This is a genomic window from Hydrogenophaga sp. ZJX-1, from assembly GCF_048590325.1.
Taxonomy (GTDB): domain Bacteria; phylum Pseudomonadota; class Gammaproteobacteria; order Burkholderiales; family Burkholderiaceae_C; genus Hydrogenophaga.
The window spans coordinates 195,368-217,846 of record NZ_JBMBRA010000005.1; the positions used below are offsets into that span (position 1 = coordinate 195,368).

The 22,479-nt window shown below is 67.2% G+C and carries 23 protein-coding genes; 11 read left to right on the plus strand and 12 right to left on the minus strand.

Annotated features, from left to right (window positions below):
* The first annotated feature begins 24 nt into the window (after positions 1-24).
* Together ACN5W5_RS15925 and ACN5W5_RS15930 are read left to right on the plus strand one after the other, a co-directional pair.
* Entirely contained in the window at positions 25-1,629 is a 1,605-nt protein-coding gene (locus ACN5W5_RS15925) for a sigma-54 interaction domain-containing protein (protein ID WP_420049468.1), read from the plus strand.
* 89 nt (positions 1,630-1,718) lie between these two features.
* A complete protein-coding gene (locus tag ACN5W5_RS15930; RefSeq protein ID WP_420049469.1) occupies positions 1,719-1,937 on the plus strand; it encodes a hypothetical protein in 219 nt (72 codons plus the stop codon).
* Positions 1,938-2,126: 189 nt separating this feature from the next.
* On the opposite strand, the gene ACN5W5_RS15935 is transcribed toward ACN5W5_RS15930, so the two are convergent.
* On the minus strand, positions 2,127-2,540 hold the full coding sequence (locus tag ACN5W5_RS15935; protein ID WP_420049470.1) for a DUF2267 domain-containing protein: 414 nt from the start codon (positions 2,538-2,540) through the stop codon (positions 2,127-2,129).
* Positions 2,541-2,687: 147 nt separating this feature from the next.
* The gene (locus ACN5W5_RS15940; protein WP_420049471.1) at positions 2,688-3,119 is read right to left on the minus strand and encodes a GFA family protein; all 432 of its coding nucleotides are present in this window, start codon (positions 3,117-3,119) and stop codon (positions 2,688-2,690) included.
* A gap of 552 nt (positions 3,120-3,671) precedes the next feature.
* On the opposite strand from ACN5W5_RS15940, the gene ACN5W5_RS15945 reads away from it, so the two are divergent.
* From ACN5W5_RS15945 to rd, 4 genes are all read left to right on the plus strand, one after another.
* Positions 3,672-4,562: a sulfurtransferase gene (locus tag ACN5W5_RS15945; RefSeq protein WP_420049472.1), complete on the plus strand. Its 891-nt coding sequence runs from the start codon at positions 3,672-3,674 to the stop codon at positions 4,560-4,562.
* Between the two features lie 48 nt (positions 4,563-4,610).
* A complete protein-coding gene (locus ACN5W5_RS15950) occupies positions 4,611-5,180 on the plus strand; it encodes an OsmC family protein (RefSeq protein WP_420049473.1) in 570 nt (189 codons plus the stop codon).
* 78 nt (positions 5,181-5,258) lie between these two features.
* The gene (locus tag ACN5W5_RS15955) at positions 5,259-6,404 is read left to right on the plus strand and encodes an acyl-CoA dehydrogenase family protein (protein ID WP_420049474.1); all 1,146 of its coding nucleotides are present in this window, start codon (positions 5,259-5,261) and stop codon (positions 6,402-6,404) included.
* The gene (rd, locus tag ACN5W5_RS15960; RefSeq protein WP_420049475.1) at positions 6,401-7,684 is read left to right on the plus strand and encodes a rubredoxin; all 1,284 of its coding nucleotides are present in this window, start codon (positions 6,401-6,403) and stop codon (positions 7,682-7,684) included. The genes ACN5W5_RS15955 and rd overlap by 4 nt, the downstream gene beginning before the upstream one ends.
* 27 nt (positions 7,685-7,711) lie before the next feature.
* Here rd and ACN5W5_RS15965 read toward each other — a convergent pair whose 3' ends face one another.
* Entirely contained in the window at positions 7,712-8,746 is a 1,035-nt protein-coding gene (locus ACN5W5_RS15965; RefSeq protein WP_420049476.1) for an RNA methyltransferase, read from the minus strand.
* A 99-nt stretch (positions 8,747-8,845) separates the two neighbouring features.
* On the opposite strand from ACN5W5_RS15965, the gene ACN5W5_RS15970 reads away from it, so the two are divergent.
* Together ACN5W5_RS15970 and ACN5W5_RS15975 are read left to right on the plus strand one after the other, a co-directional pair.
* Entirely contained in the window at positions 8,846-9,706 is an 861-nt protein-coding gene (locus ACN5W5_RS15970; RefSeq protein WP_420049477.1) for a pirin family protein, read from the plus strand.
* Positions 9,707-9,729: 23 nt separating this feature from the next.
* Complete coding sequence (locus tag ACN5W5_RS15975) at positions 9,730-10,599, plus strand: pirin family protein (RefSeq protein WP_420049478.1); 870 nt, start codon at positions 9,730-9,732, stop codon at positions 10,597-10,599.
* A gap of 6 nt (positions 10,600-10,605) precedes the next feature.
* On the opposite strand, the gene ACN5W5_RS15980 is transcribed toward ACN5W5_RS15975, so the two are convergent.
* The 7 genes from ACN5W5_RS15980 to ACN5W5_RS16010 all read right to left on the minus strand — a co-directional run bounded on the left by ACN5W5_RS15980 (position 10,606) and on the right by ACN5W5_RS16010 (position 16,955).
* A complete protein-coding gene (locus ACN5W5_RS15980; protein WP_420049479.1) occupies positions 10,606-11,073 on the minus strand; it encodes a DUF1348 family protein in 468 nt (155 codons plus the stop codon).
* 144 nt (positions 11,074-11,217) lie between these two features.
* Positions 11,218-11,661 carry a cyanase gene (gene cynS / locus ACN5W5_RS15985; protein WP_420049480.1) on the minus strand — a complete coding sequence of 148 codons (444 nt, stop codon included), beginning with the start codon at positions 11,659-11,661 and terminating at the stop codon, positions 11,218-11,220.
* Positions 11,662-11,799: 138 nt separating this feature from the next.
* Complete coding sequence (locus ACN5W5_RS15990) at positions 11,800-12,672, minus strand: ABC transporter ATP-binding protein (protein ID WP_420049481.1); 873 nt, start codon at positions 12,670-12,672, stop codon at positions 11,800-11,802.
* Positions 12,662-13,525, minus strand: coding sequence for a nitrate ABC transporter permease (gene ntrB / locus ACN5W5_RS15995; RefSeq protein ID WP_420049482.1), 864 nt, complete (start codon positions 13,523-13,525; stop codon positions 12,662-12,664). Before ntrB ends, ACN5W5_RS15990 begins: the two co-directional genes overlap by 11 nt.
* Before the next feature lies 1 nt (position 13,526).
* Entirely contained in the window at positions 13,527-14,930 is a 1,404-nt protein-coding gene (locus ACN5W5_RS16000; protein ID WP_420049483.1) for a CmpA/NrtA family ABC transporter substrate-binding protein, read from the minus strand.
* Between the two features lie 145 nt (positions 14,931-15,075).
* On the minus strand, positions 15,076-15,753 hold the full coding sequence (locus ACN5W5_RS16005) for a response regulator (RefSeq protein ID WP_420049484.1): 678 nt from the start codon (positions 15,751-15,753) through the stop codon (positions 15,076-15,078).
* On the minus strand, positions 15,750-16,955 hold the full coding sequence (locus ACN5W5_RS16010) for a PAS domain S-box protein (RefSeq protein WP_420049485.1): 1,206 nt from the start codon (positions 16,953-16,955) through the stop codon (positions 15,750-15,752). The genes ACN5W5_RS16005 and ACN5W5_RS16010 overlap by 4 nt, the downstream gene beginning before the upstream one ends.
* 102 nt (positions 16,956-17,057) lie before the next feature.
* On the opposite strand from ACN5W5_RS16010, the gene ACN5W5_RS16015 reads away from it, so the two are divergent.
* Together ACN5W5_RS16015 and ACN5W5_RS16020 are read left to right on the plus strand one after the other, a co-directional pair.
* Positions 17,058-17,678 carry a cyclic nucleotide-binding domain-containing protein gene (locus ACN5W5_RS16015; protein WP_420049486.1) on the plus strand — a complete coding sequence of 207 codons (621 nt, stop codon included), beginning with the start codon at positions 17,058-17,060 and terminating at the stop codon, positions 17,676-17,678.
* A gap of 172 nt (positions 17,679-17,850) precedes the next feature.
* Positions 17,851-18,210, plus strand: coding sequence for a DUF1304 domain-containing protein (locus tag ACN5W5_RS16020; RefSeq protein ID WP_420049487.1), 360 nt, complete (start codon positions 17,851-17,853; stop codon positions 18,208-18,210).
* Between the two features lie 3 nt (positions 18,211-18,213).
* Here ACN5W5_RS16020 and ACN5W5_RS16025 read toward each other — a convergent pair whose 3' ends face one another.
* Both ACN5W5_RS16025 and ACN5W5_RS16030 read right to left on the minus strand, forming a co-directional pair.
* A complete protein-coding gene (locus ACN5W5_RS16025) occupies positions 18,214-19,164 on the minus strand; it encodes a TerC family protein (RefSeq protein ID WP_420049660.1) in 951 nt (316 codons plus the stop codon).
* A gap of 872 nt (positions 19,165-20,036) precedes the next feature.
* The gene (locus tag ACN5W5_RS16030; protein WP_420049488.1) at positions 20,037-21,116 is read right to left on the minus strand and encodes a homocysteine S-methyltransferase family protein; all 1,080 of its coding nucleotides are present in this window, start codon (positions 21,114-21,116) and stop codon (positions 20,037-20,039) included.
* A gap of 232 nt (positions 21,117-21,348) precedes the next feature.
* On the opposite strand from ACN5W5_RS16030, the gene ACN5W5_RS16035 reads away from it, so the two are divergent.
* Complete coding sequence (locus tag ACN5W5_RS16035) at positions 21,349-22,368, plus strand: NADP-dependent oxidoreductase (RefSeq protein ID WP_420049489.1); 1,020 nt, start codon at positions 21,349-21,351, stop codon at positions 22,366-22,368.
* Positions 22,369-22,479 lie beyond the last annotated feature (111 nt).

Genomic DNA, 22,479 nt, shown 5'->3' on the forward strand with positions numbered 1-22,479 from the left:
GCGATGCTTGCTAGCGTCTCTGCCATGCCCCCCCACCGCTCCGACCCCGACACCCAGCCCGGCACCGACTGGCACGCCCAGGAGCTGCTGCTCATGCGCGAGGTCATGAAGCTCGTGGGCCGCAGCCTGGCGCCGGCTTTTGTGCTGCGCGAGATGCTGCACCTGATGAGCGAGCTGCTGGGCCTGAACCGGGGCCGCATGGTGCTGGCCGACGAAGCGGTGCCGGGCGCGGAGCGCACGGCCTCGGTCCGCCACGCCTACGGCCTCACCGCCGAAGAAGCGGTGCGTGGCGTGTTCCGCTGGGGCGAGGGCATCACCGGCCGCGTGCTCGCCAGCGGCCTGCCCGCCATCGTGCAGGACGTGGACGCCGAGCCCTTGTTCCTTTTTCGCACCGTGGCACGCGCCCAGCTGCCGCCGCAGACCGTGGCCTTCATCGCGCTGCCGATCGAGGTGAACGGCGCCACCGTCGGCGTGCTGGCCTGCCACCGCATCCGCAGCCGCCAGCGGCACCTGAACGACGACCTGGCTCTGTTGCGCATCCTCGCCACGCTGGCCGGCCAGCTGCTGCAGCTGGAGCAGCTGGTGGCCGAAGAGCGGCGCCAGCTGGCCGCGCGCAACCAGGCGCTGGAGCACGCGCTCGACGTGGGCAGCGCGCGCTACGGGCTGATCGGCCGCTCGCCCGCGCTGCTGCAGGCGCTGGGCGAGCTGGAGCGCGTGTCGCAGTCGCAGGCCACGGTGCTGCTGCTGGGCGAGTCGGGCACCGGCAAGGAGCTGTTTGCCCGCGCGGTGCACCTGGCCAGCGGCCGGCGCGACCAGCCATTCATCAAGGTCAACTGCTCGGCCATTCCGGACACGCTGTTCGAGTCCGAACTGTTCGGCTACGAACGCGGCGCCTTCACCGGCGCGAGCACGGCGCGCGCCGGCTGGTTCGAGCAGGCCAACAGCGGCACGATCTTTCTGGACGAGATCGGCGAGCTGCCGCTGGCGATGCAGAGCAAGCTGCTGCGCACCCTGCAGGAAGGCACGCTGGTGCGCCTGGGCGGCACGCGCGAGATCCGCATCGACGTGCGGCTGGTCGCGGCCACCAACCGCGACCTGGCGCGCGAGGTGCAGGCCGGCCGCTTCCGGCAGGACCTGTATTACCGGCTCAACGTGATCCCGATCCGCCTGCCCAGCCTGCGCGAGCGGCGCGAAGACGTGCGCGCGCTGGCGCTGCATTTCGTGAGCCGCGCCAACCAGGCCCACCAGCGCAACGTCAACCTCGCCCCCGACGCGCTGGCGCGGCTGGAGGCGCACGACTGGCCGGGCAACATCCGCGAGCTGGGCAACCTGATCGAGCGCCTGGTGCTGCTGGCCGACCACACGCTGGTGACGGCCGCGGCGCTGGAGCGCTTCATGCCCGAAGCGCTGAGCAATGCCCGACCCGCGCCCGCCTCGGCCCCGATCCCGCCCGCCCTGCCCGCGGCGGCCGGGCTGGTGCGCGACTACCAGAGCGCCACGTCGCACGACGCACAGACCCTGCAGGACGCGCTGACCCGCCACCAGGGCAACCAGTCGCGCGCGGCGCAAAGCCTGGGGCTCACGCTGCGGCAGTTCAGCTACCGGCTGCGCAAGGCGGGTTTGCGATGAAAGCCAGGGTTGAAGGGTCGGGCTGACAGCCGACGCAACGGATCTGTGACAGCATCCATGCCATTGACCAAGATTTGCGAGAAGCCACCATGAAAACAATCGACGAGATGCTGCACCTGGCCTTGCTGACCCCCGATGAGCACCAGCAGATCAGCCGCTGGATCGCACAGGCCGCCTCGCCCGACGAGATTCTGAGAATGCCGTCGTTGCTGTGGCGTGCCGTCGAACGGGCCAGCGCGGTCATGGGCATCGACGAAGACCTGATGCGCCCGCCTGCGCTGGATGCTGACGATCTGGTTTGCCGGTAGGCGACGCGCCGGGCGGTTGGCTGGCCGATTCACCGGCCAGGAGCGGCCGGATGGCCAAGTGGAAGGCAGTCGCTCAACGTTCGAGGTAAGCGGGCGACGACGTCAGGACGCCAAGCCCGCGCGATGCAGGATAAACCACAGCAGCGCGGGCTTGGTGACCTGCCGGTGGCGCTCCGCTTAACTGAGGTATTAGGCCTCGCTACGCGGAACTTGCTGGGCGCCGGTGGGACCACCAATTCCACCCCAGAACTCGCGCAGCTCGGGCGGCAGCGTTTTCAACGCGCGAGCGAATGCATCCGATGGAACCACGGAAGACAACGCGAAGCCGACTGACTCTATAGCGTTGTCCGGCGAGAAGTTGTGCTCGCGTCGAAGCGAACGGACTTCCTCAAGCATCTCAGCTTGAGTGCCGACATTGGCGACTGGCTCTCCAGGTTTCCAGCCCTCGACGAAGAGACCACGTACAGTTGGCGGCAACTGGTCCGCAAAGCGAAGCGCTTGCTCGATATTAAGTCTGCGACGGAAGGCATGGAGTACGCCCTCGACCATGTTCCAAGCCATATTCGTCGTCGCCAGGCCCGCGTGATCGCGGGCTGCCACCATGAACTTCTCGAAGTCGACGGACGCGCGTTGGTACTCGGGCGGCCAGGGCATAGGTTGCAGGATGTGAGAGGTGGGGCCTGCGAGGTCTAACGTTTGATATGAGAGGCGGCGCCCGGCTTGCCAGGTGACGTCCTCTCGATTGAAGGGTTAGGCGCAGCCTTGGATGAACTCAACATTTGCAATCCAGTTTCTCTTGCGACGTGAGAGGCGGGCCGTTTCGTCTTCTGCTTCGAAGGACGCGGCAGCACGCTTTAGAAGCGAAGGTGCTACGCCCTCAAATGCATTGACGTTGACTACTGCGTAGGTACGACCTTCGATCTGGCTGGTGACCACGGGCACGATGCCACATTTGGAGCAGATGTGGAACTGAGCTGTCTTGGTGCCGAAGCTGTATTTGGATACGAACGAAGGATCACCTACGGTGACCTTGAGTGACCCCGTGTTGCAGGAGGTCCAGACCCCGCCGTGCTTGGTACAGAACGAGCAATCACAGGCGCGTGCAGGTATTTCCTGCGGCTCTGGCTCCCATGTGAGCTTGAACGAGATGTTTCCGCAATGGCAGCGACCGTTGATAAGCATGGTGGATCCTGACGCTTGCGGCGCCTAATTTTGATTTAAACGGCAAAACGCCGGATACCCACAACCGATGCCGTTAAACAAAGTCGCATGACACCTCCGAAAGTCTTTTCAAATCACTCATGTACAGCATCAAGCTGGATGCATGAGCAGGTATAACAAAAACGGCAAACCCGACTGATCTTGGTTGCCATCTGCGAAACAGTCTAGCCTCGAGTCGCCAGTGTGGATGGCAGACCCTGTTGGCACCCGACAACCCCTGATCGGCGAATGACGGCTCAAGGACAGATGACAGCTTCGGGTCGCAACCAGGCATTCCCTTCCCGCCGCTCGGCACCCAGCCCCAACTCACTCATCCGCCACTGTGTTGACATTGTGTCAACACAGTGGCGATACCCAGCAGCGTCACACCCCGGCGCATGCCCGCGCAGAACCCCAAAAAACCCAGCGCAATCAAGGACTTGTTCGCGTTGATCCACACGCGCATCGCACTGGCACGCCGGTTGCAAAGAGGACAACAGGCCATCCTGCCTTTGCCCTTTTTCAGAGGTCCCCATGAGCATTGAAGCCACCCTGATCGCTCCCGATCAACTCGCCGCCCTGCAAACCACCGAACCGGTGGTGATCATCGACACGCGCGACGCCGACACCTTTGCCGCTGGCCACATTCCCGGCGCGGTGAACCTGCGCGAGGTGTTCACCTTTCTCGCCACCTCCACGCCCGAGGGCCTGCAGGCCCTCAAGGCCACCTTCGCCGACGCGCTGGGCAAGGCCGGCCTGTCCGGCAAAGAAACCGCCGTGTTTTACGAAGACGCGATGAACAGCGGCTACGGCCAGTCGTGCCGCGGCTACTACCTGCTCACCTGGCTGGGCTACCCCAAGATCAAGGTGCTCAACGGCGGCTTCAGCGCCTGGAAGGCCGCCGGCCTGCCGGTGTCCACCGAAGCGGCCACGCCCACGCCCGCCACCTTCCCTGATCTGCCGATGAGCGACGTGATGCTGACGCAGGCCGATGTGCAGGCCGCGCTGGGCACCGACACGGTGTTGCTCGACGTGCGCGATGTGGACGAGTGGATCGGCGACAGCTCTTCGCCCTACGGCAAGGACTTCGCGCCGCGCAAGGGCCGCCTGCCGGGCGCCAAGTGGATCGAGTGGTACCGCTTCATGAAGCCTTCGGCCCAGGGTCCGGTGTTCAAGACGCCCGACGAAGTGAAGGCCGAATGCGCCACCGCCGGCATCGCCCCCGACGACACGGTCTACCTGTATTGCTTCAAGGGCGCTCGCGCGTCCAACACCTTCCTGGCGCTCAAGCAGGCCGGCTTCTCCGACGTGCGCATGTACTTCGGCTCGTGGAACGAGTGGTCGCGTGACGACAGCCTGCCGATCGAGACCGGCCTGCCGGTCGCCCCGTCCAGCAAACCAGCCAGCCTGGCGCTGGCGGCCTGAACCGCTTTCTTTTCAACCCCGTTTTTTTTTCACCTTTCTGGAAACCCCATGTCCTCCACCGACACCCTCGAACCCACCGCCCCCGTGACCACCGTCAAGACCTACCTGCGCCCGATTGACGGCAAAGGCCTGGCCGAATTCGCCGCGGGCGGCAAAGCCAACCCGGCCCGGCGCGGCACCAACAAGGTCCACACCGTGATGGAGGGGCAGTACCGCTCGCTGTCGCACGTGGGCGAGAAGCACGTGGTGGTGGTGGACGAGCCGCTGCACCTGTTCGGCGAAGACACGGCGCCCGCGCCGGGCGAGATCGTGCTCTCGGGCCTGGGCGGCTGCATCGCCGTGGGCGTGACGGCGGTGGCCACCTGGAAGGGCGTGAAGCTGAGCAAGCTCGAAGTGTTTCTGGAAGGCGACATCGGCAACCCGGCCGCCTGGGGTGCCGGTGGCGCGCTGGAGATGACGCCGCCGCAGATGGGCTTCCAGGCGATCCGCGTGAAGGTGCTGGTCGAGGGCGACGCGCCGCGCGAGGTGCTGGACGAGATCGTGCAGCACGCGAACTTCTACTCGCCCGTGGCCAACACCATGCGCAACCCGATCCCGTTTGAGATCTCGATGGCCTGAATGCCCCTCACCCCGACCCTCTCCCGCGAGCGGGAGAGGGAGTGGGACTTCCCGTTCGCCCACACATTGGACCTGTCAATGAACCCCGCCGACCTGCCCCCCGAACTCGCCCAGACCACCACCCCCGGCCTCATCGGCGCCGTGCGCGCCATCGCGCAAGGCCCGCTGGCCGAACAGGCCTACGCCATTGACCGCGGGGCCTACCCGGTGGACGTGATGAAGCAGCTGGCGGCGGCCGGCGCCATGAGCGCGCACCTGCCGCAGGCCGACGGCACGCCGGGCGACTACGGCCTGGCCATCCTGGCCATGGCCGAGGCGGCCAAGGTCTGCGGCGCCACGGGCTTCATGATGTGGTGCCAGTGCGTGGCCGGGCTGTACATGCAGGCCTCGGGCAACCCGGCGCTCACCGGCGAGCGGCTGGCACGCCACGTGGGCGGCGAGACGCTGGGCGGCACGGGCCTCTCGAACCCGATGAAGAGCTTCGCGCAGATCGAGGCCCTGCTGCTCAAGGCCACGCCGGTCGAAGGCGGCTACCTCGTCAACGGCACCCTGCCCTGGGTCAGCAACCTCGGGCCCGACCACTACTTCGGCGCCATCGCGTCGGTGCAGGTGGACGGCGCCTGCGCGGGCCGCGAGATGATGTTCATGCTGCGCTGCGACGCACCCGGCGTCACGCTCAAGGCCTGCCCCGAGTTCTCGGGCATGGAGGGCACGGGCACCTACAGCGTGCACTGCAAAGACCTCTTCGTCGGCAGCGACGACGTGGTGGCCGACCCGGCCAAGCCCTATATCGCGCGCATCCGCGGCGGCTTCGTGCTGCTGCAGTGCGGCATCGCGGCCGGCATCATCCAGGGCGCGATCGACAGCATGTGGGCGGTGGAGGGCCAGCTGGGCCACGTGAACCAGTTTCTGGAAGACCGGCCCGCCGAGCTGCAGGCCGAGTTCGACGCGCTGGTGGCGCGCATCATGAAGCTGGCTGAGACGCCCTTCGACACCTCGACCGACTACTTCATCGACGTGCTCGACGCGCGCGCCCACGGCGCCGAGCTCTGCCTGCGCGCCGCCAACTCCGCGCTCATGCACCAGGGTGCGCGCGGCTACCTGATGAGCAGCGAGGTGCAGCGCCGCGTGCGCGAGGCGCAGTTCGTCGCCATCGTCACGCCGGCCATCAAGCACCTGCGCAAAGAGATCGCGCGGCTGAGTGCCGAGGAGATGCCGGCATGACACCCGCCTTCCAACCCACCCCGGTGGCCCAGGCCGCCGCAGCCCTGGGGTCACCTGCATTCAAGCAGTACATCTGTCACGCCTGCGGCTACATCTACGACGAGGCCGAAGGCGACCCCGACAGCGGCCTGGCCGCCGGCACGCGCTTTGAAGACATCCCCGACGACTGGGCCTGCCCGCTCTGCGGCGTGACCAAGAGCGACTTCGAACCCTACAGCGCACCCAGCCTCGACGAGCTGCGCGCGCGCGCCGGCAGTGCGGCCCCGGTGGCGAAACGCGGCGGCACGCCGGGCGTGCTCATCGTCGGTGGTGGGCGCGCCGGCTGGCAGATGGCCGAAGCCCTGCGCGCGCTCGACGCCGCGCTGCCCATCACCCTGGTGAGCGCCTGCGCCGCCGACGTGTACGACAAGCCGCTGCTCTCGGTGGCCGTGGCGCGCCAGATGGACCCCGGCAAGCTGGTGAAGGAAACCGGCGCCGACGCCGCGAAGCGCCTGGGCGTGCGCCTGCTCGCCCACACCGACGCGGTGCGCATCTGCCCCGACACACGCAGCCTGCGCACCACGCGCGGCACCCTGCGCTACGACCAGCTGGTGCTGGCCCACGGCGCGCAGGCCGCGCTGCCGCCCGCCCTGCCCGCGGCCCACTGCTGGCGCATCAACCACCTGGGCGCCTACCAGCGCCTGCGCGCGGCGCTCGGCACCGTGGAGCAGTCCGGGGCGAAAGACGTGGTCATCGTCGGCGCCGGCCTGATCGGCAGCGAGCTCGCCAACGACCTCGCGCTCGGCGGCCACCGCATCACCCTGCTCGACGTGATGACCGAGCCGCTCGCGCGCTGGCAAGCACAACAGGCCGGCACGCAACTGCTCGGCGCCTGGCAGGACCTGCCCATCCGCTTCGTCGGCGGCGTGCAGGTGGCCAGCGTGGAGAAGCTGGGCAAGAGCTACCGCATCACCACCGCCTGCGGCCAGAAGTTCGTGGCCGACCAGGTGATCGCCGCCGCCGGCCTGATGACCCCGCCGCGCCTGGCACAAAGCGCCGCGCTGGACTGGAACAACGGCATCGCCGTGGACGCGGCCACGCTGCGCACCAGCGACGAGCGCGTCCACGCCCTGGGCGACTGCATCACCATCGACGGCCAGGCCAGCCGCTACATCGAACCCATTGCGCGGCAGGCGCGGGCGATTGCGGCCCACATCTGCGGCCGCGATCCAGCGCCTTACGAGGCGAAGCCTGCGGTGGTGCGGGTGAAGACCACCTCGCTCCCGATGACGCTGCACTGAAACCAGCGCCAGCGGTAAGGACCGGGCTCAGTTGCTGGCGTGCAACGGGATCACGCGCCGCGCCGGCTTCTCCGCCCGGGCGCGCAATTGGCCGCAGCCGCCGTCCACATCCTGCCCCGCGGACTGGCGCAGCTTGGTGAGGATGCCGCGGCGGTGCAGGCGGCGCGCGATGTCGGCCGCCTTCTCCCAGCTCGGGCGCTGGAAGGGCATGCCTTCGACGGTGTTGAACGGGATCATGTTCAAGATCGCGTACTTGCCGGTGAGCAGGCGCACGATGCCGTCGAGTTCTTCGTCGCTGTCGTTGATGCCGTCGAGCAGCGTCCACTGGTATTGGATCGGGTAGTCGGTGGCGCGGGCGTAGACCTCGCCCGCTTCCACCAGTGCTTCGGGCGACAGACGCGGCGCGCGCGGCAGCAGCTGCTCGCGCAGGTCGGCCCGGGTGGTGTGCAGCGAGAGCGCCAGCGCCGGCTTCACGCGGCCCCGCGGCAGCGCCTCGAACACGCGCGGGTCGCCGACGGTGGAGAACACCAGGTTCTTGTGGCCGATGTTGCCCACCGTGCCCAGCAGGTCGATCGCTTCGAGCACGTTGTCCAGGTTGTGCGCGGGCTCGCCCATGCCCATGAACACCACCTTCTTCACCGGGCGCAGGCTGCGCGCCAGCGCCACCTGCGCCACGATCTCGGCGCTGCCCACCTGGCGGATCAGCCCTGTGGTGCCGGTCATGCAGAACACACAGCCCACCGCGCAGCCGATCTGGGTCGAGACACACACCCCGTCGCGCGGCAGCAGCACGGTCTCCACCATCTGGCCGTCACCCAGCTTCACCAGCAGGCGCGCCGAGCCGTCTTCGCCCGGGTGTTGTGATTCGAGGCGCGCCAGCGCGGCCAGCTCGTCGGTGATGGCCGGCAGCTCGGCCACCAGGGCCGAGGGCAGAAAGTGCTCCACCTGGCGCCGGCCGCTGGTCTGCGACAGGGCCAGGCTCCACAGGCGCAGCACGCGCTGCTCGTGGCGGGGGTTGGCGCCGAGCGCGCGCAGGCGCTCGCGCAATTGTTCGATGCGCATGGGGTGGATTGTCCCAGCAAGTACCACAAGCACCATGCCCACGTCGGTGGAAGAATCCGGTGCCGCGGCGGACAATGCGCTTCCTCAGGAGACCCCACGATGAAATCCGTGTCCCATATCCAGCGCAACCCGCACGGCCATTGGGTCGGCGACGGCTTTCCGGTGCGCAGCATCTTTTCGTACGACGACAACCCGCGCGCGTTCTCGCCCTTCCTGCTGCTCGACTTCGGCGGCCCCACCACCTTCGACCCGACGACGAAACGCCGGGGTGTGGGCGCCCACCCGCACCGGGGTTTCGAGACCGTGACCATCGTCTACGACGGCGAGGTCTCGCACCGCGACTCGACCGGCGCGGGCGGCACCATCGGCCCGGGCGACGTGCAGTGGATGACGGCCGCCGCCGGCATCGTGCACGAGGAATTCCACAGCGAGGCTTTTGGCCGCAGCGGCGGGCCGTTCCAGATGGTGCAGCTCTGGGTGAACCTGCCGGCGCGCGACAAGATGGCGCCGCCCGGCTACCAGGGCATCACCGCCGCGCAGACCCCCACGGTGGACCTGCCCGATGGCGCCGGCACGGCGCGCCTGATCGCGGGTTCGTTGCTCGGCGCGCAAGGCCCGGCCAAAACCTTCACGCCCATGCAGGTGTGGGATGTGCGGATCAAGGCCGGACACACCGTGACGCTGCCCGCACCCGAAGGCCACACCACCGTGCCGCTGGTGCTCAAAGGCCGGGTGAAGACGCAGGACGGCGCCGAAGCCACCGACGCCGAGATGATCGTCTACGAGCGTGCGGGCGAAGGCGTGACGCTGACCGCGGTGACCGACACCACCCTGCTCTGGCTGGCCGGTGAACCGATCGACGAACCCGTGGTGGGGTATGGTCCGTTCGTGATGAACAGCGAAGCGGAAGTCCACCAGGCGTTCGCCGACTTCCAGTCGGGAAGAATGGGCAGACTCTGAGCAACCACAGACGGGAGAACACGATGCTGGAAATGGTGATCAACGCCCGCGCCGCCGACCTCGGCCACGGCCTGACGGTGCGGCGTGTGCTGCCCTTCGCGAAGCGCCGCAACGTCGGCCCCTTCGTCTTCCTGGACCACGCCGGCCCGGTGCCGCTGCCGCCGCAGTACGACCGCGCCGCCGATGTGCGCCCGCACCCGCACATCGGCCTGTCCACGGTGAGCTATCTGCTCAGCGGCCAGATCACGCACCGCGACAGCCTGGGCACGCTGCAGGTCATCCGCCCCGGCGAGGTGAACTGGATGACGGCCGGGCGCGGTATCTCGCACAGCGAGCGTTTCACGCACCCCGATTCGTATGCCGACGGCGGACTGGAGCTGATGCAGCTCTGGGTGGCGCTGCCCGAGGCCGACGAAGAGTGTGAACCCGCCTTCACGCACTACCCCGCGACAGCCCTGCCGGTGATCGAATCGGACGGCGTGTGGATGCGCCTGGTGGCCGGCAGCGCCTACGGCGAGAGCAGCCCGGTGCGCACACACTCGCCGCTGTTCTACCTGCACACCGAATGGCAGGCCGGCGCCAGCAAGGCCCTGCCCGGCGGCCACAAGGAGCAGGCCGTGTATGTGGCCAAGGGCGAGATTCAACATGCGGGCGAGGTCTACCAGCCCGGCCAGCTGCTGGTGTTCGGCGACGACGTGGACGCGGTGATCACCGCCCGCACGCCCGCCACGCTGATGCTCTTCGGTGGCGAGCCGCTGGGCGAGCGCCACATCTTCTGGAACTTCGTATCCTCGCGCAAAGAGCGCATCGAGCTGGCCAAGGCCGACTGGGCGGCGGGCCACTTTGCGCTGCCGCCGGACGACAAGGACGAGTGGATTCCGTTGCCGGGCTGAGACCGCTCAGAGCCCCAGCTCGGTCAACCCGGGATGGTCGTCGGGGCGGCGCCCCAGCGGCCAGTGGAACAGGCGCTCGCTCTCAGGGATCGGGCGGTCGTTGATGCTGGCGTGGCGCTGCTCCATGTAGCCCAGCGGATTGAACTGCCAGTTCTCGTTGCCGTGCGAACGGAACCATTGCCCCGAATCGTCGCGCCATTCGTAGACGAAGCGGACCGCGATGCGGTGGCTGTCAAACGCCCACAGCTCCTTGATGAGCCGGTAGTCCAGTTCCTTCGCCCACTTGCGCACCAGAAACGCGTGTACCTCGGCCCGGCCCACCGGGAACTCCGCGCGGTTGCGCCAGCGCGTGTCCTCGGTATAGACCTTGACCACCCGGTCCGGGTCCCGTGAATTCCACGCGTCCTCGGCCCCGCGCACCTTCTGCGCGGCGGTCTCGGCGGTGAAGGGCGGCAGCGGTGGGCGGGGTTCCATGGAAGCCTCAGCAAAGAAGAAACAAAGGGCGAAAGCGGCTGCGTCCGGCGCGCAGTGCGCGAAACCCAGGGCGCCGCGGAACGGGCTTTGCCCGGCCGCCAGCGCCGCCCCCTGGGGGGTGACGCCGCAGGCGGCGCGGGGGGGTCAATACTGTTTATAGGGCAGGAATTTGCCCGACATCACGATGTTCACGCGGTCACCGTTCGGGTCGGCCTGGCGCTGCATGTCCATCTTGAAATCGATCGCGCTCATGATGCCGTCGCCGAACTCTTCGTGGATCAGTTCCTTGAAGGTGGTGCCGTACACGTTCACCAGCTCGTAGAAGCGGTAGATCAGCGGATCGGTCGGCACACTGGTGGGCAGCGAGCCCTTGTAGGGCACGACCATCAGCCACTTCTGCTCGTCGGCACTCAGGCCGAAGATCTTGCCCAGCACCTTGGCCTGGGCCGGTGTGGCCGTCATCTGGCCCAGGCACAGGGCCGTGGTCCATTCCTTGGACTGGCCCACCTTCTTGGCCACGTCGGCCCAGCTCAGGCCTTTGCTGACTTTGGTGGAAATGATTTTTTCGGTGACGTCGAGTCGGCTCATGGTGTTGCCTCTTGGTGGTTAAAACAGAAGGAAGAAACGGAGAAGAGAAGGGAAGTCAATCAAGGGCGCCGCCGGGCCGGCTTTGCCGGACGGCCAGCGCCGTCCCCCTGGGGGGAAGACGCGCAGCGGCGCAGGGGGTCAATGAGCCCTTGCGCGGGAAACGAGGAAATCAACGATGTGATTCCTGAGGTCGTAGTAGCCATCGAGGTGGTGCAGCTGCGCCCGCGTGCGGCTGCGTGGCAGCGGGTTGACCACCACCTCGGCCATGCCACCGGGGCGGTAGCCCTGGTCGGTCTCCTGGCCGTTGGTCATGAGCAGGATGCGGTCGGCCAGCAGGATGGCTTCGTCCACGTCGTGCGTGATCATGAAAACGGTCTGGTGCGTCTCGCGCACGATGGCCATCAGCTCGTCCTGGATGGTGCCGCGCGTGAGCGCGTCGAGCGCGCCGAAGGGCTCGTCGAGCAGCAGCATCTTGGGGCTGATGGCGAACGCGCGCGCGATGCCCACGCGCTGCTTCATACCGCCCGAGAGCTGGCTCGGCTTCTTGTCGATGGCGGGCAGCAGCCCCACCATGCCCACGTGTTTTTCGACCTGCTGGTCGATCTGCGCCTTGCTCCAGTCGGGCCAGCGCGATTTGACCGCGAAGGCGATGTTCTGCCGCACCGTGAGCCAGGGCATGAGCGCGTGGCTCTGGAACACCACGCCACGCTCCAGGCTCGGGCCACTGATCTCGCGGCCGTCCATGAAGCAGTGGCCGCTGGTCGCGGTGTCGAGCCCCGCGAGCACGTTGAGGATGGTGGTCTTGCCGCAGCCACTGTGACCGATGATGCAGACAAACTCGCCCTTGTCGATGGCGAAAGACACGTCGGCGAACACCGGCTTGTCGGCCTGGTAGGCCTTGGCCAGGTTTTCGATCTTGAGGAAACCGGACATCGGAGAAACCTTTTGAATGGGGGCGCTCGCAGGCGCCACAAGGGCTGCGCTTTCGCGCACGCTGGTGTCACTCCACATAGGTCACCGCCTTCTGCAGCTGCGCGAACATCAGGTCGAGCAACATGCCGACCACGCCGATCACCAGCACGGCAAAGATCACGTTGGTGAGCGAGAGGTTGTTCCACTCGTTCCACACGAAGTAGCCGATGCCCGTGCCACCCACCAGCATCTCGGCCGCCACGATCACCAGCCAGGCGATGCCCATGCTGATGCGCATGCCCGTGAGGATGGTGGGCGCCGCGGCCGGCAGGATCACCTGGAAGGCCTTGCGCAGCGGGCTCACTTCCAGCGTGCTGGCCACGTTGAGCCAGTCGCGCTTGACCGCCGCCACGCCGAACGCGGTGTTGATCAGCATCGGCCAGATCGAGCAGATGAAGATGACGAAGATGCCGCTGACGTCGGAGTCTTTCAGCGCGTAGAGCGCCAGCGGCATCCAGGCCAGCGGGCTGATGGGCTTCAACACCTGCACGAAGGGGTCGAGCGCCTTGCGCATCAGCGGCGACATGCCGATCAGGAAGCCCAGCGGGATCGCCACCACCATGGCCAGCAGGTAGCCCGCCGCCACGCGCGCCAGCGAGTGCCCGAGCTGGATGCCGATGCCCTTGTCGTTCGGGCCCTTGTCGTAGAACGGGTCCGACAGGTGCACCCAGCTCGCCTGCGCCACGGCCAGCGGCCCGGGCACGCCGGCGGTCTTTTCGGCACCCGGGTCCTTGCCCATCATCTGCAGGTATTCGATCTCTTCGGCCGTCAGGCCGGCCGAGGATCCACCGACGGACGCCGCATCGGTGGCCAGTTCCCAGATGCCGAGAAAACAGAACAGCAGCAGCAGCGAGACCACCGCTGCGCGCGCGTTGAGACTGATGCGTTTCATGTCATGCCTTGCTGATCGCGAAGCTCTTGGCGTAGGCAGCGGCCTTGGCCGGATCGAACTCCTTGCCCATGATCTGGTGCTTCATGTAGGTCGGGCCGGCCTTGAACTCGTGCCCCAAATCCTTCATGTGCTTGCGCGCGTCGGTGATCAGGAACACTTTCTCGGCGATGGCCTTGTAGTCGACGTCGCCTTTCACGTAGCCCCAGCGCTGCATCTGCGTGAGCATCCAGACGGCCATGCTCTGCCAGGGCATGGGGTCGAAGTCGGCGCGGTCGGGCACTTTCTGGATCTTGCCCAGGCCGTCGGCGTAGGTGCCGGTGAGCACCTGCCTGACCACGATCTCGGGCTGGTTCAGGTATTGCGAAGGCGCGATCACCTTGGCGATGAGCTCGCGGTTCTTCGGCTGGCGCGCCATGGCCGCGGCCGTGAGCACGGCGCGGTAGAGCGCGGCGAAGGTGTTGGGGTTCTTCTGGATGAACTCGGTGGTGGTGCCGAAGGCGCAGCAGGGGTGGCCGTGCCACAGGTCCTTGGTGAGCGTGTGCAGGTAGCCCACTTCTTCGTACACCGCGCGCTGGTTGAACGGATCGGGGCCGAGGAAGCCGTCGATGTTGCCGGCGCGCAGGTTGGCCACCATCTCGGGCGGTGCGATCACGCGCAGCTGCACGTCGGTGTCGGGGTTGATGCCGTGCTCGGCCAGGAAGTAGCGCAGCAGGAAGTTGTGCATCGAGTAGTCGAACGGGATGCCGAACTTCATGCCCTTCCAGTTCTTCGGGTCGCGGTTGTCCTTGTGGCGGATCGACATCGTGATGGCCTGGCCATTGATGTTCTGGATCGTTGCCACGTTGGTGGGCACGGCGTTTGAGCCCAGGCCCATGCTCATGGCCAGCGGCATGGGGCTGAGGAAGTGCGAGGCGTCGTATTCCTTGTTGATCACCTTGTCGCGGACCAGCGCCCAGCCCGCCGTCTTGGTGACTTCGACCTTGAGGCCCTGCTTTTCATAGAAGCCCAGCGGGTGCGCCATGATCAGCGGCGTGGCGCAGGTGATCGGGATGAAGCCGATCTTGAGGTTGGTTTTTTCCAGCGCGCCCTTGTCCTGCGCCATGGCCTGCAGGGTGCCCACCGGCAGCACGCTGGCGATGGCGGCCATGGCCGTGCCCTTGCCGACCGCGCGCAGGAACAGGCGGCGCTGCTCGTCGTGCGGGAACAGCGCTTTCACGAGCGTGGCTTCGATGAACTCGTTGCTGTAGGCCTCGAACTCGGCGGTCTCGCTGCGGCGGCGCAGCTCGATGGCCGCGCTGTCGGCGGCGACCTCGGCGTGGTGGTCGGCCACGGTGTGGTCGCGCCCGCAGCTGCACTTCATCATGAGCGGACGGTCGGCGTTGTAGGGATCGAAGAATTCGGACATGGCACACCTCGTGAGTTGATGACGGGGTGTGCATTGCAAGCGACGGGCCAGCAGCGGGCCAGATCGGCGGATTTCGGGGCGCCACCCGCATTTCGCAGACACCCCACCGACCCCGTGTAGGGCTGGCCCTACATGGATGGCCGTTTCAGGGCGTTTTGGGTGCGCGCGCGTGGCGCTCGGCGTACAGCGCGAGCTCCACATCGTTCTTGGTGCCGGTCTTTTCGAGGATGCGCGCGCGGTAGGTGCTCACCGTGTTGGGGGCCAGCCCGAGTTGCGCACCAATTTCGCTCACGGTCTGGCCCTGCGTGAGCAGGCGGTAGACCTGGTGCTCGCGGTGCGAGAGCGCTTCGGGCCCGGCCTGTGCACCGCTCTGGCCCACCGCGGCGGCCAGCGCTTCGGCCGTGGTCGGCGTGAGGAACACCCCGCCCGCGGCCACCTTGCGCACCGCGGCGAGCATGTCGTCCGGGTCGGCGCTCTTGTTCAGGTAGCCGCTGGCACCGAGCTTGATGCAGCGCACGGCGTACTGTTTCTCGGGGTAGGTGCTGAGCATCAGCACCGGCAGTTTCGGGTGCTCGCGCTTGAGCGCCTGCAGCACGTCGAGCCCGTCGATGCCGGGCAGCGCGATGTCGAGCAGCACCAGGTCGAGCCCGGTGCGGCCCTGCAACGCAGCCACCTGATCCAGCACCTCGGGACCGCTCTGCGCCTCGGCCACCACCTGAACGTCGGGCGCGTCGGCCAGGATCTGCTTGAGCCCTTCGCGCACGATGCGGTGGTCGTCGCCGATCAGCACGCGGATGGTGTCGGTGGTGACAGAGGCGTTCATGTTGCGCCCCGTGGCAGGGCGATGGTGAGGCACATGCGGGTGCCCTCGCCCGGCGCGCTGGCGATGTCGATGCGGCCACCGAAGTGGCGCGCGCGTTCGCGCATGCCCATCACGCCATAGGCGTCTGCCGCTTCGAAGGCGAGCGCGGGTGCGCCCACGCCGTCGTCCTGCACCAGCAGCGACAGTTCACCCCCCGTGACCTGGATCGCCACCCGCAGGTGCTGCGCGCGCGCGTGCCGGCCCACGTTGCTCAGCATCTCCTGGAAGATGCGGAACACCGCCATGGCCAGCGGCTCGGGCGGGTCGGGGGCGTCGTCCACGTCCATGCACCAGTTCAGTGCCAGTTCGGCGGACTGTACGAACTCCTGCGCCTGCCACTCCAATGCCGCCCACAGGCCCTGGTGGTCCAGGATGCTGGGGCGCAGGTCGGTGATGATGCGGCCCACGTTGTCCACCGCGTTCTCGATCAGGCGGCTCATGTTCTGGCACTTGCAGCGCATGCGTGTGCGCATGTCTTCGGCCGCGTCGGCGCTGCGCTGCGCCTGCTCGGCCAGGCGCTTGTCCATCCAGTTGACGTCCATCTTCAGCGCCACCAGCAGGCTGCCGAGCTCGTCGTGCACCTCGCGGGCGATGCGCGTGCGCTCGTCCTCGCGCACGGATTCCGACCAGGCCGCCAGTTCACGAACCTGCTTCAATGCAGTTTCAAGCGCAAGCGTGCGCTCACCAACGCGCTCTTCCAGCTGGTCCTTGGCGCGCTGCAGCGCGTCGGCGGCGCGGCGGCGCTCGGTGATGTCCACGAAGGTGATCACCGCACCGCGCACCTGGCCGTCTTCCACGATGGGGTGGCTGGAATACTCGACCGGAAAGGCCGTGCCGTCGCGGCGCCAGAACACCTCGCTGTCGATGCGGCAGGGCAGGCCCTGGCGGAAGGCGTTGAAGATCGGGCACTCGGCTTCCGGGTAGGCACTGCCGTCGGGGCGGGAGTGGTGCGTGAGATCGTGCATGTTGAGCCCGATCAGCTCTTCGGGCTCGTAGCCGATCAGGCGCGCGCCGGCCGGGTTGATGAAGACACAACCCCCGTCAAGGTCCACGCCGTAGATGCCTTCGCCCGTGGACGCGAGCAGCAGCGCCAGCGGGTCGCGCCAGGCCTCGGCCGGCGGGGCCTGCGGGTGGCGGAAGGTGGTGGGGGCATCGGTCTGCATGCCCTTCCCAAGCAATGGATGTGCCAAAGCGGTGCACTCGGTCACACCCCCAGACCCCGGCGGGCGCGGCACAATGGTGCGATACCCCCACCCACGCTCGCCATGGCCCTGTTCGACAGACTGTTCGGCTCACGCCCCGAAGACCGCCCCGAGTCGCGCCTGCCCGCCGAGCGCCAGGCCGTGGTGGACGGTTCGCCCAGCGCGCACGAAGCCGCGCGCATGCTGCGCGCGCCCACCGCGCTGATGCAGCTCAGCGAAACCGAGGCGCTGACGGTGGTGGGCTTCATGCGCCCGCGCCGCTTCGCGAGCGGCACCACCATCATCCGCCAGGGCGAAGCGTCCGACACCGGCTTCATGGTGCTGGTGCTGGACGGCGAGATCACGGTGGAGACCCTGATCGCGCGCCGCAGCAACCCCGTCACGGTGACGGTGCTCGGCCCGGGCAGCCTGATCGGCGAGATGTCGCTGGTGGACGGCGCCGCGCGTTCGGCCTCGTGCACCGCCAGCAGCGACGTGCACTGCGCCGTGCTGACGCGCGAAGCGCTCGAAGCCCTGATCGCCGAACAGCCCGCCACCGCCGCCAAGCTCATGACCGCCGTGGCCCAGCGCCTGGCCGAGCGGCTGCGCGACAGCGGCCACAAATTGCAGATCTACAGCCAGCTGGTGCAGACCATGCAGCAGGAGATCGACGCGCTGATGCCGACACCGGACCGGCGGCTGTAGTGATAGCGCCCCCTTGCGTCCCGCGCCTCTACCGGCGCGGACCGGGGCTCCGCCGCTGCGCGGGTCGCTGCCCTCCGAGGGGACTGGACCTGCCTTGGGGCGGCCCGGCGCTACCCCAGCGCCTGAGCCTGTTCGGGTACAAACCTAACACTTCATTCACCAAGGCCTGTCCATGCACACCCTGACCATCGCCCTCGCCCTGATCGTCTGCCTCATCCACGTCTACATCGTCGTGCTGGAGATGCTGTGGTGGGACACACCCAAGGGCCACAAGGCCTTTGGCCTCAAGCCCGACTTCGCCAAGGCCACCAAGGTGCTGGCCGCCAACCAGGGCCTGTACAACGGTTTCCTGGCCGCCGGCATTGCCTGGGCGCTGTGGCGGGTCGATACGCCCGCCCTCGCCTTCTTCCTGGGTTGCGTGGCAGTGGCCGGCCTGTATGGCGCGGCCACCTCCAGCAAGAAGATCCTCTTCATCCAGACCGTGCCGGCCGCCGCCGCGCTGCTGGCGCTGGTCGGCCTGCCGGTCGCCTGAGCCTCAGGTGTTGGGTGCCGTCTTGGCACTCCAGACCATGGTGATCGCCAGGATGCCGATCACCACACCGAGCGACACCGCCACCGGGATCTTGAAGACGTCGATCAGCACCATCTTGCTGCCGATGAACACCAGGATCACGGCCAGGCCGTAGTTCAGCAGGTGGAAGCGGCTGGCCGCGGCCTGCAGCAGGAAGAACATCGCGCGCAGGCCCAGGATGGCGAACACGTTGCTGGTCAGCACGATGAACGGGTCCTTGGTGATGGCGAAGATCGCCGGGATCGAGTCCACAGCAAAGATCACATCCGTCAGACCCACCATGGCGATCACCATCAGCAGCGGGGTGGCGATCTTCTTGCCGTTCTCCACCGTCCAGAACTTCTCACCTTCGTAGTGCTGGCTCACCGGCATCAGCCGACGCAACAGCTTCAGGGCCGGGTTGTCGCCCAGCGCCGGCTCCTCACCCGCGCCGCGCCACATCTTCACGCCCGTGAGCACCAGAAAAGCGCCAAACACATAGAGCAGCCAGTGGAACTGCGCCAGCAGCCAGCCGCCCACCAGGATCATCACCGTGCGCAGCACGATGGCGCCGACGATGCCGATCATCAGCACCCGCTTCTGGTAGGCCGCGGGCACCGCGAAGTAGCTGAAGATCAGCAGGAAGACAAAGATGTTGTCCACCGCCAGGCTCTTTTCGATCAGGTAGCCGGTCAGGAACTCGAGCGACTTCTGGTTCGCCAGATCCGTGGAGCCGGTGCTGTCCTTCACCGCCCACCACAGCAGGCCGTTGAACAGGAAGCTCAGGCCCACCCAGATCAGCGACCAGTTGACCGCTTCCTTGATGCCCACAGCGTGGGCGCCCTGCTTCTTGAGCACGGCGAAATCGACAAACAGCGCCGCCAGCACGAAGCCGACGAACACCAGCCAGAGCCACAGGGGCACGATGGTTTCCATGAATGACAAGACCTTTTCTGAACGGACGGTGTTGATGAACAAACACCCTCCAAGGTCTGGCCGGAGCCGGGCATGGCGCCCGACCCGGGGTTTCCGGTGGCCTGCTCACTGAAGATCAGGCCACGTACTGACGGAAACCCCACCCGCCGGGGCCGGGCTGTGCGTCCGGTGGCGGGTTGGTTACTCCCCTTGATGGGAAGCCGCGATTCTGGGGGCGGATGGCTGGCCCCACAAGGCGAAGGTGCTTCAGGGAAAAACTGAAGGTTGACCCCCCGTCCTCAGAGAATGCTCTGCCAGCTCATGCTGAACAGCGTACCCGTCGGTGGCGAACGATACGGTCCAGCAACATGCGATGCCAGCCCGCAGTCCATGCCGTCACCGCACCAACATCAGCTCCCTCGCTGCCCGAACTGCCTTGCGCAGGTGGTGACAGGCTCCAAGGGCTGCCCCTCGTGAGGCCGGGAATTTGGGGCGCCACTGGAGGCGTGAGAAAACGCCTACCCCGACCCTGATCTGCTGCGCCAACATCGTTGGACCTGGGTTTCACTCGGACGTGATCCGCTGGGTCGAAAGATGGGGAAGGTGATCGCTGCAGGGATCGTCATCTTCGTCCTGTACGCGTGGCTGGTCTACGCGGTGTCAACGCAACCAAGTGACGGATTTGTGGTGTTGCTGGTGTCGGGCTGGGGCCTGTTCAGCGCCCACGAAAGCTGGGCCTTCGCGCATGGTCGACCCACATCCATCCCGTGAGTCGGTCGTCATGAAGCAATGCCAGCGAACACCGGGCAAAGACTGTTCGGCCGGGTTCTGGACCTGGCCGTGATGGCCGTGTGTGCCTGGATGTTCCTGCAGGGCGCCTGACCGGCGTCGGTTCAGGCCGCTTCCCGATAAAACACCGACCGCCCCACCGACCGCGGCGCCTGGCTCGCCACCGCCTCATGGATCGCCCCGATGTGCTGCGGTGTCGTCCCGCAGCAGCCGCCCACGATGTTCACCAGCCCCTCGGCGGCGAACTCGCGCAGCAGGCGGCTGGTCACGTCCGGCGTCTCGTCGAAGCCGGTGTCGCTCATGGGATTGGGCAGGCCGGCGTTGGGGTAGCAGCTGATGAAGGTGTCGCCCGCGACCTTGGCCAGTTCCTGGATGTAGGGGCGCATCAGCGTGGCGCCGAGCGCGCAGTTCAGGCCCACGGCCAGGGGCTGGATGTGGCGCACGCTGGCCCAGAAGGCGGTGACCGTCTGGCCGCTGAGGATGCGGCCCGAGGCGTCGGTCACGGTGCCGCTGATGATGACGGGCAGGCGCTCGCCGCTTTTCTCGAAGTACTCGTCGATGGCGAACAGCGCGGCCTTGGCGTTGAGCGTGTCGAAGATGGTCTCGACCAGCAGCACGTCGGCCCCGCCTTCGACCAGCGCTTCGGTCTGCTCGTAGTAGGCGGCGCGCAATTGCTCGAAGGTGACGTTGCGGGCGCCGGCGTCGTTCACGTCGGGGCTGATGCTGGCGGTCTTGGGTGTCGGGCCGAGGGCGCCGGCGACAAAGCGGGGTTTGTCGGGCGTGGAATATTTGTCGCAGGCGGCGCGGGCGAGCCGGGCCGAGGCCAGGTTCATCTCGCGCGCCAGATCGGCCATGCCGTAGTCCTCTTGCGCAATCGTCGTGGCGCCGAAGGTGTTGGTCTCGATCAGGTCGGCACCGGCGGCAAGGTAGCTCTCGTGGATGTCGCGGATCACGTCGGGGCGCGTGAGGCTGAGCAACTCGTTGTTGCCCTTCACGTCGCGCGGGAAATCCTTGAAACGCTCACCGGCGCCGTCCGGGCCGCTGTAGCCCTCGCCGCGGTACTGCGCCTCGCCCAGCTTGAAGCGCTGGATCATGGTGCCCATGGCGCCGTCAAGCACAGCGATGCGTTGCGAGAGGATGGCGGGCAGCGCCTGGGCGCGGGTGTAGTTCAGTTGAGCGGTCATGGCGAGATTGTAGGAAGTGTGCGTGGGACGGACTTGCGCGGCTGGTGGTAGACCCACCCAAGGCCGGGATTCAGCCAGCCATGGGAACGCCGCCCCGGAGCTCACCACAACCCGCCGGCAAGACATGGGCAGGAACCACATTGGCAAACCGCCGGTTTGGGCGCAAGCTCGCACGGCGAAAGCTCCGGCCCTTCTCGGTGGCGACCCGTGAAATTCAGAAAGTACAGCAATCATGCCCGTCTCCATCAACCGCCAGGTCCTCCTGAAAGCCCGCCCCAGCGGCATCCCGCAGGCCGAACACTTTGAGATGGTCGAATCACCGCTGGCCGAGCCCGCCGATGGCCAGGTGGTGGTGCGCAACCTCTACCTGTCGGTCGAACCCGCGATGCGCGGCTGGGTGAGCAGCGTGGGCAACTACTCGGAGCCGGTGCCCATCGGGGGCGTGATGCGTTCGTTCGCCGTGGGGCGCATCGTGGCTTCGCGCAGCGCGGACTGGCGAGTGGGCGATGTGGTGACGGGCCTGCTGGGCTGGCAGGACCATGCGGTGGTGGATGCATCGGCGCTCCTGCGGCGGGTGGATGAAGCCAGCGGTCTGCCCATCTCCACCGCGCTCGGCGTGCTCGGCATCAATGGGCTGACGGCTTACTTTGGGCTGCTCGACGTTGGGCAGCCCCAGGCGGGCGAGACGGTGGTGGTGTCCACTGCCGCTGGCTCGGTGGGGTCGTGCGTGGGGCAGATCGCGAAGATCCAGGGTTGCCGCACGGTAGGCATTGCCGGCGGGCCGGCGAAGACCGCGCTGTGTCGCAGCGAATTTGGCTTTGATGCGGCCATCGACTACCGGGCCGGGAACCTGGACGAAGCCATCGCCGAGGCCTGCCCGCAGGGCATTGACGTGTACTTCGACAACACGGCGGGCGAGATCAGCGACACCGTGCTCAAGCACCTGGCGGTGGGCGCGCGGGTCGTCATCTGTGGCACGGCCTCCGTGGCTTCGTGGAACCCGCCGCCGCAGGGGCCGCGGGTGGAGCGACACCTGCTGGTGAAGCGGGCGCGCATGCAGGGCTTTCTGATCTTCGACCACGCGGCCCGTTTCCCCGAGGGCCTCAGTGCCCTGACCGCCTGGGTGAAAGGCGACCTGATTCGCTACCGCGAAGACGTGCTGGAAGGCCTGGAGCAGGCGCCCGATGCCATTGCAGGCCTGTACCGGGGAGAGAACCTGGGCAAGCGGCTGATCCGGCTGGCGGCTGAGTAAGCAGGGTGCGTTCGGGGTCAGCCTCCTGCGAACCCTCTGATCTGGGCGCACCTCCGACCCGTCGCGGTCTGAGCGGCCCCACCGGCTGTTGCCGCGCATGTCCGACAATAA

What these genes read in the sequence shown, in the direction of transcription:
- ACN5W5_RS15965 (WP_420049476.1), bottom strand. Translation starts at nt 8,746, where the DNA reads ATGCGCATCGAACAATTGCGCGAGCGCCTGCGCGCGCTCGGCGCCAAC.
- ACN5W5_RS15970 (WP_420049477.1), top strand. Translation starts at nt 8,846, where the DNA reads ATGAAATCCGTGTCCCATATCCAGCGCAACCCGCACGGCCATTGGGTC.
- ACN5W5_RS15990 (WP_420049481.1), bottom strand. Translation starts at nt 12,672, where the DNA reads ATGTGGAGTGACACCAGCGTGCGCGAAAGCGCAGCCCTTGTGGCGCCT.
- cynS (WP_420049480.1), bottom strand. Translation starts at nt 11,661, where the DNA reads ATGAGCCGACTCGACGTCACCGAAAAAATCATTTCCACCAAAGTCAGC.
- ACN5W5_RS15925 (WP_420049468.1), top strand. Translation starts at nt 25, where the DNA reads ATGCCCCCCCACCGCTCCGACCCCGACACCCAGCCCGGCACCGACTGG.
- ACN5W5_RS16030 (WP_420049488.1), bottom strand. Translation starts at nt 21,116, where the DNA reads ATGACCGCTCAACTGAACTACACCCGCGCCCAGGCGCTGCCCGCCATC.
- ACN5W5_RS16000 (WP_420049483.1), bottom strand. Translation starts at nt 14,930, where the DNA reads ATGTCCGAATTCTTCGATCCCTACAACGCCGACCGTCCGCTCATGATG.
- ACN5W5_RS16025 (WP_420049660.1), bottom strand. Translation starts at nt 19,164, where the DNA reads ATGGAAACCATCGTGCCCCTGTGGCTCTGGCTGGTGTTCGTCGGCTTC.
- ACN5W5_RS15935 (WP_420049470.1), bottom strand. Translation starts at nt 2,540, where the DNA reads ATGGTGGCAGCCCGCGATCACGCGGGCCTGGCGACGACGAATATGGCT.
- ntrB (WP_420049482.1), bottom strand. Translation starts at nt 13,525, where the DNA reads ATGAAACGCATCAGTCTCAACGCGCGCGCAGCGGTGGTCTCGCTGCTG.
- ACN5W5_RS15980 (WP_420049479.1), bottom strand. Translation starts at nt 11,073, where the DNA reads ATGGAACCCCGCCCACCGCTGCCGCCCTTCACCGCCGAGACCGCCGCG.
- ACN5W5_RS16020 (WP_420049487.1), top strand. Translation starts at nt 17,851, where the DNA reads ATGCACACCCTGACCATCGCCCTCGCCCTGATCGTCTGCCTCATCCAC.
- ACN5W5_RS15945 (WP_420049472.1), top strand. Translation starts at nt 3,672, where the DNA reads ATGAGCATTGAAGCCACCCTGATCGCTCCCGATCAACTCGCCGCCCTG.
- ACN5W5_RS15940 (WP_420049471.1), bottom strand. Translation starts at nt 3,119, where the DNA reads ATGCTTATCAACGGTCGCTGCCATTGCGGAAACATCTCGTTCAAGCTC.
- rd (WP_420049475.1), top strand. Translation starts at nt 6,401, where the DNA reads ATGACACCCGCCTTCCAACCCACCCCGGTGGCCCAGGCCGCCGCAGCC.
- ACN5W5_RS15975 (WP_420049478.1), top strand. Translation starts at nt 9,730, where the DNA reads ATGCTGGAAATGGTGATCAACGCCCGCGCCGCCGACCTCGGCCACGGC.
- ACN5W5_RS16035 (WP_420049489.1), top strand. Translation starts at nt 21,349, where the DNA reads ATGCCCGTCTCCATCAACCGCCAGGTCCTCCTGAAAGCCCGCCCCAGC.
- ACN5W5_RS16005 (WP_420049484.1), bottom strand. Translation starts at nt 15,753, where the DNA reads ATGAACGCCTCTGTCACCACCGACACCATCCGCGTGCTGATCGGCGAC.
- ACN5W5_RS16015 (WP_420049486.1), top strand. Translation starts at nt 17,058, where the DNA reads ATGGCCCTGTTCGACAGACTGTTCGGCTCACGCCCCGAAGACCGCCCC.
- ACN5W5_RS15950 (WP_420049473.1), top strand. Translation starts at nt 4,611, where the DNA reads ATGTCCTCCACCGACACCCTCGAACCCACCGCCCCCGTGACCACCGTC.
- ACN5W5_RS15930 (WP_420049469.1), top strand. Translation starts at nt 1,719, where the DNA reads ATGAAAACAATCGACGAGATGCTGCACCTGGCCTTGCTGACCCCCGAT.
- ACN5W5_RS15955 (WP_420049474.1), top strand. Translation starts at nt 5,259, where the DNA reads ATGAACCCCGCCGACCTGCCCCCCGAACTCGCCCAGACCACCACCCCC.
- ACN5W5_RS16010 (WP_420049485.1), bottom strand. Translation starts at nt 16,955, where the DNA reads ATGCAGACCGATGCCCCCACCACCTTCCGCCACCCGCAGGCCCCGCCG.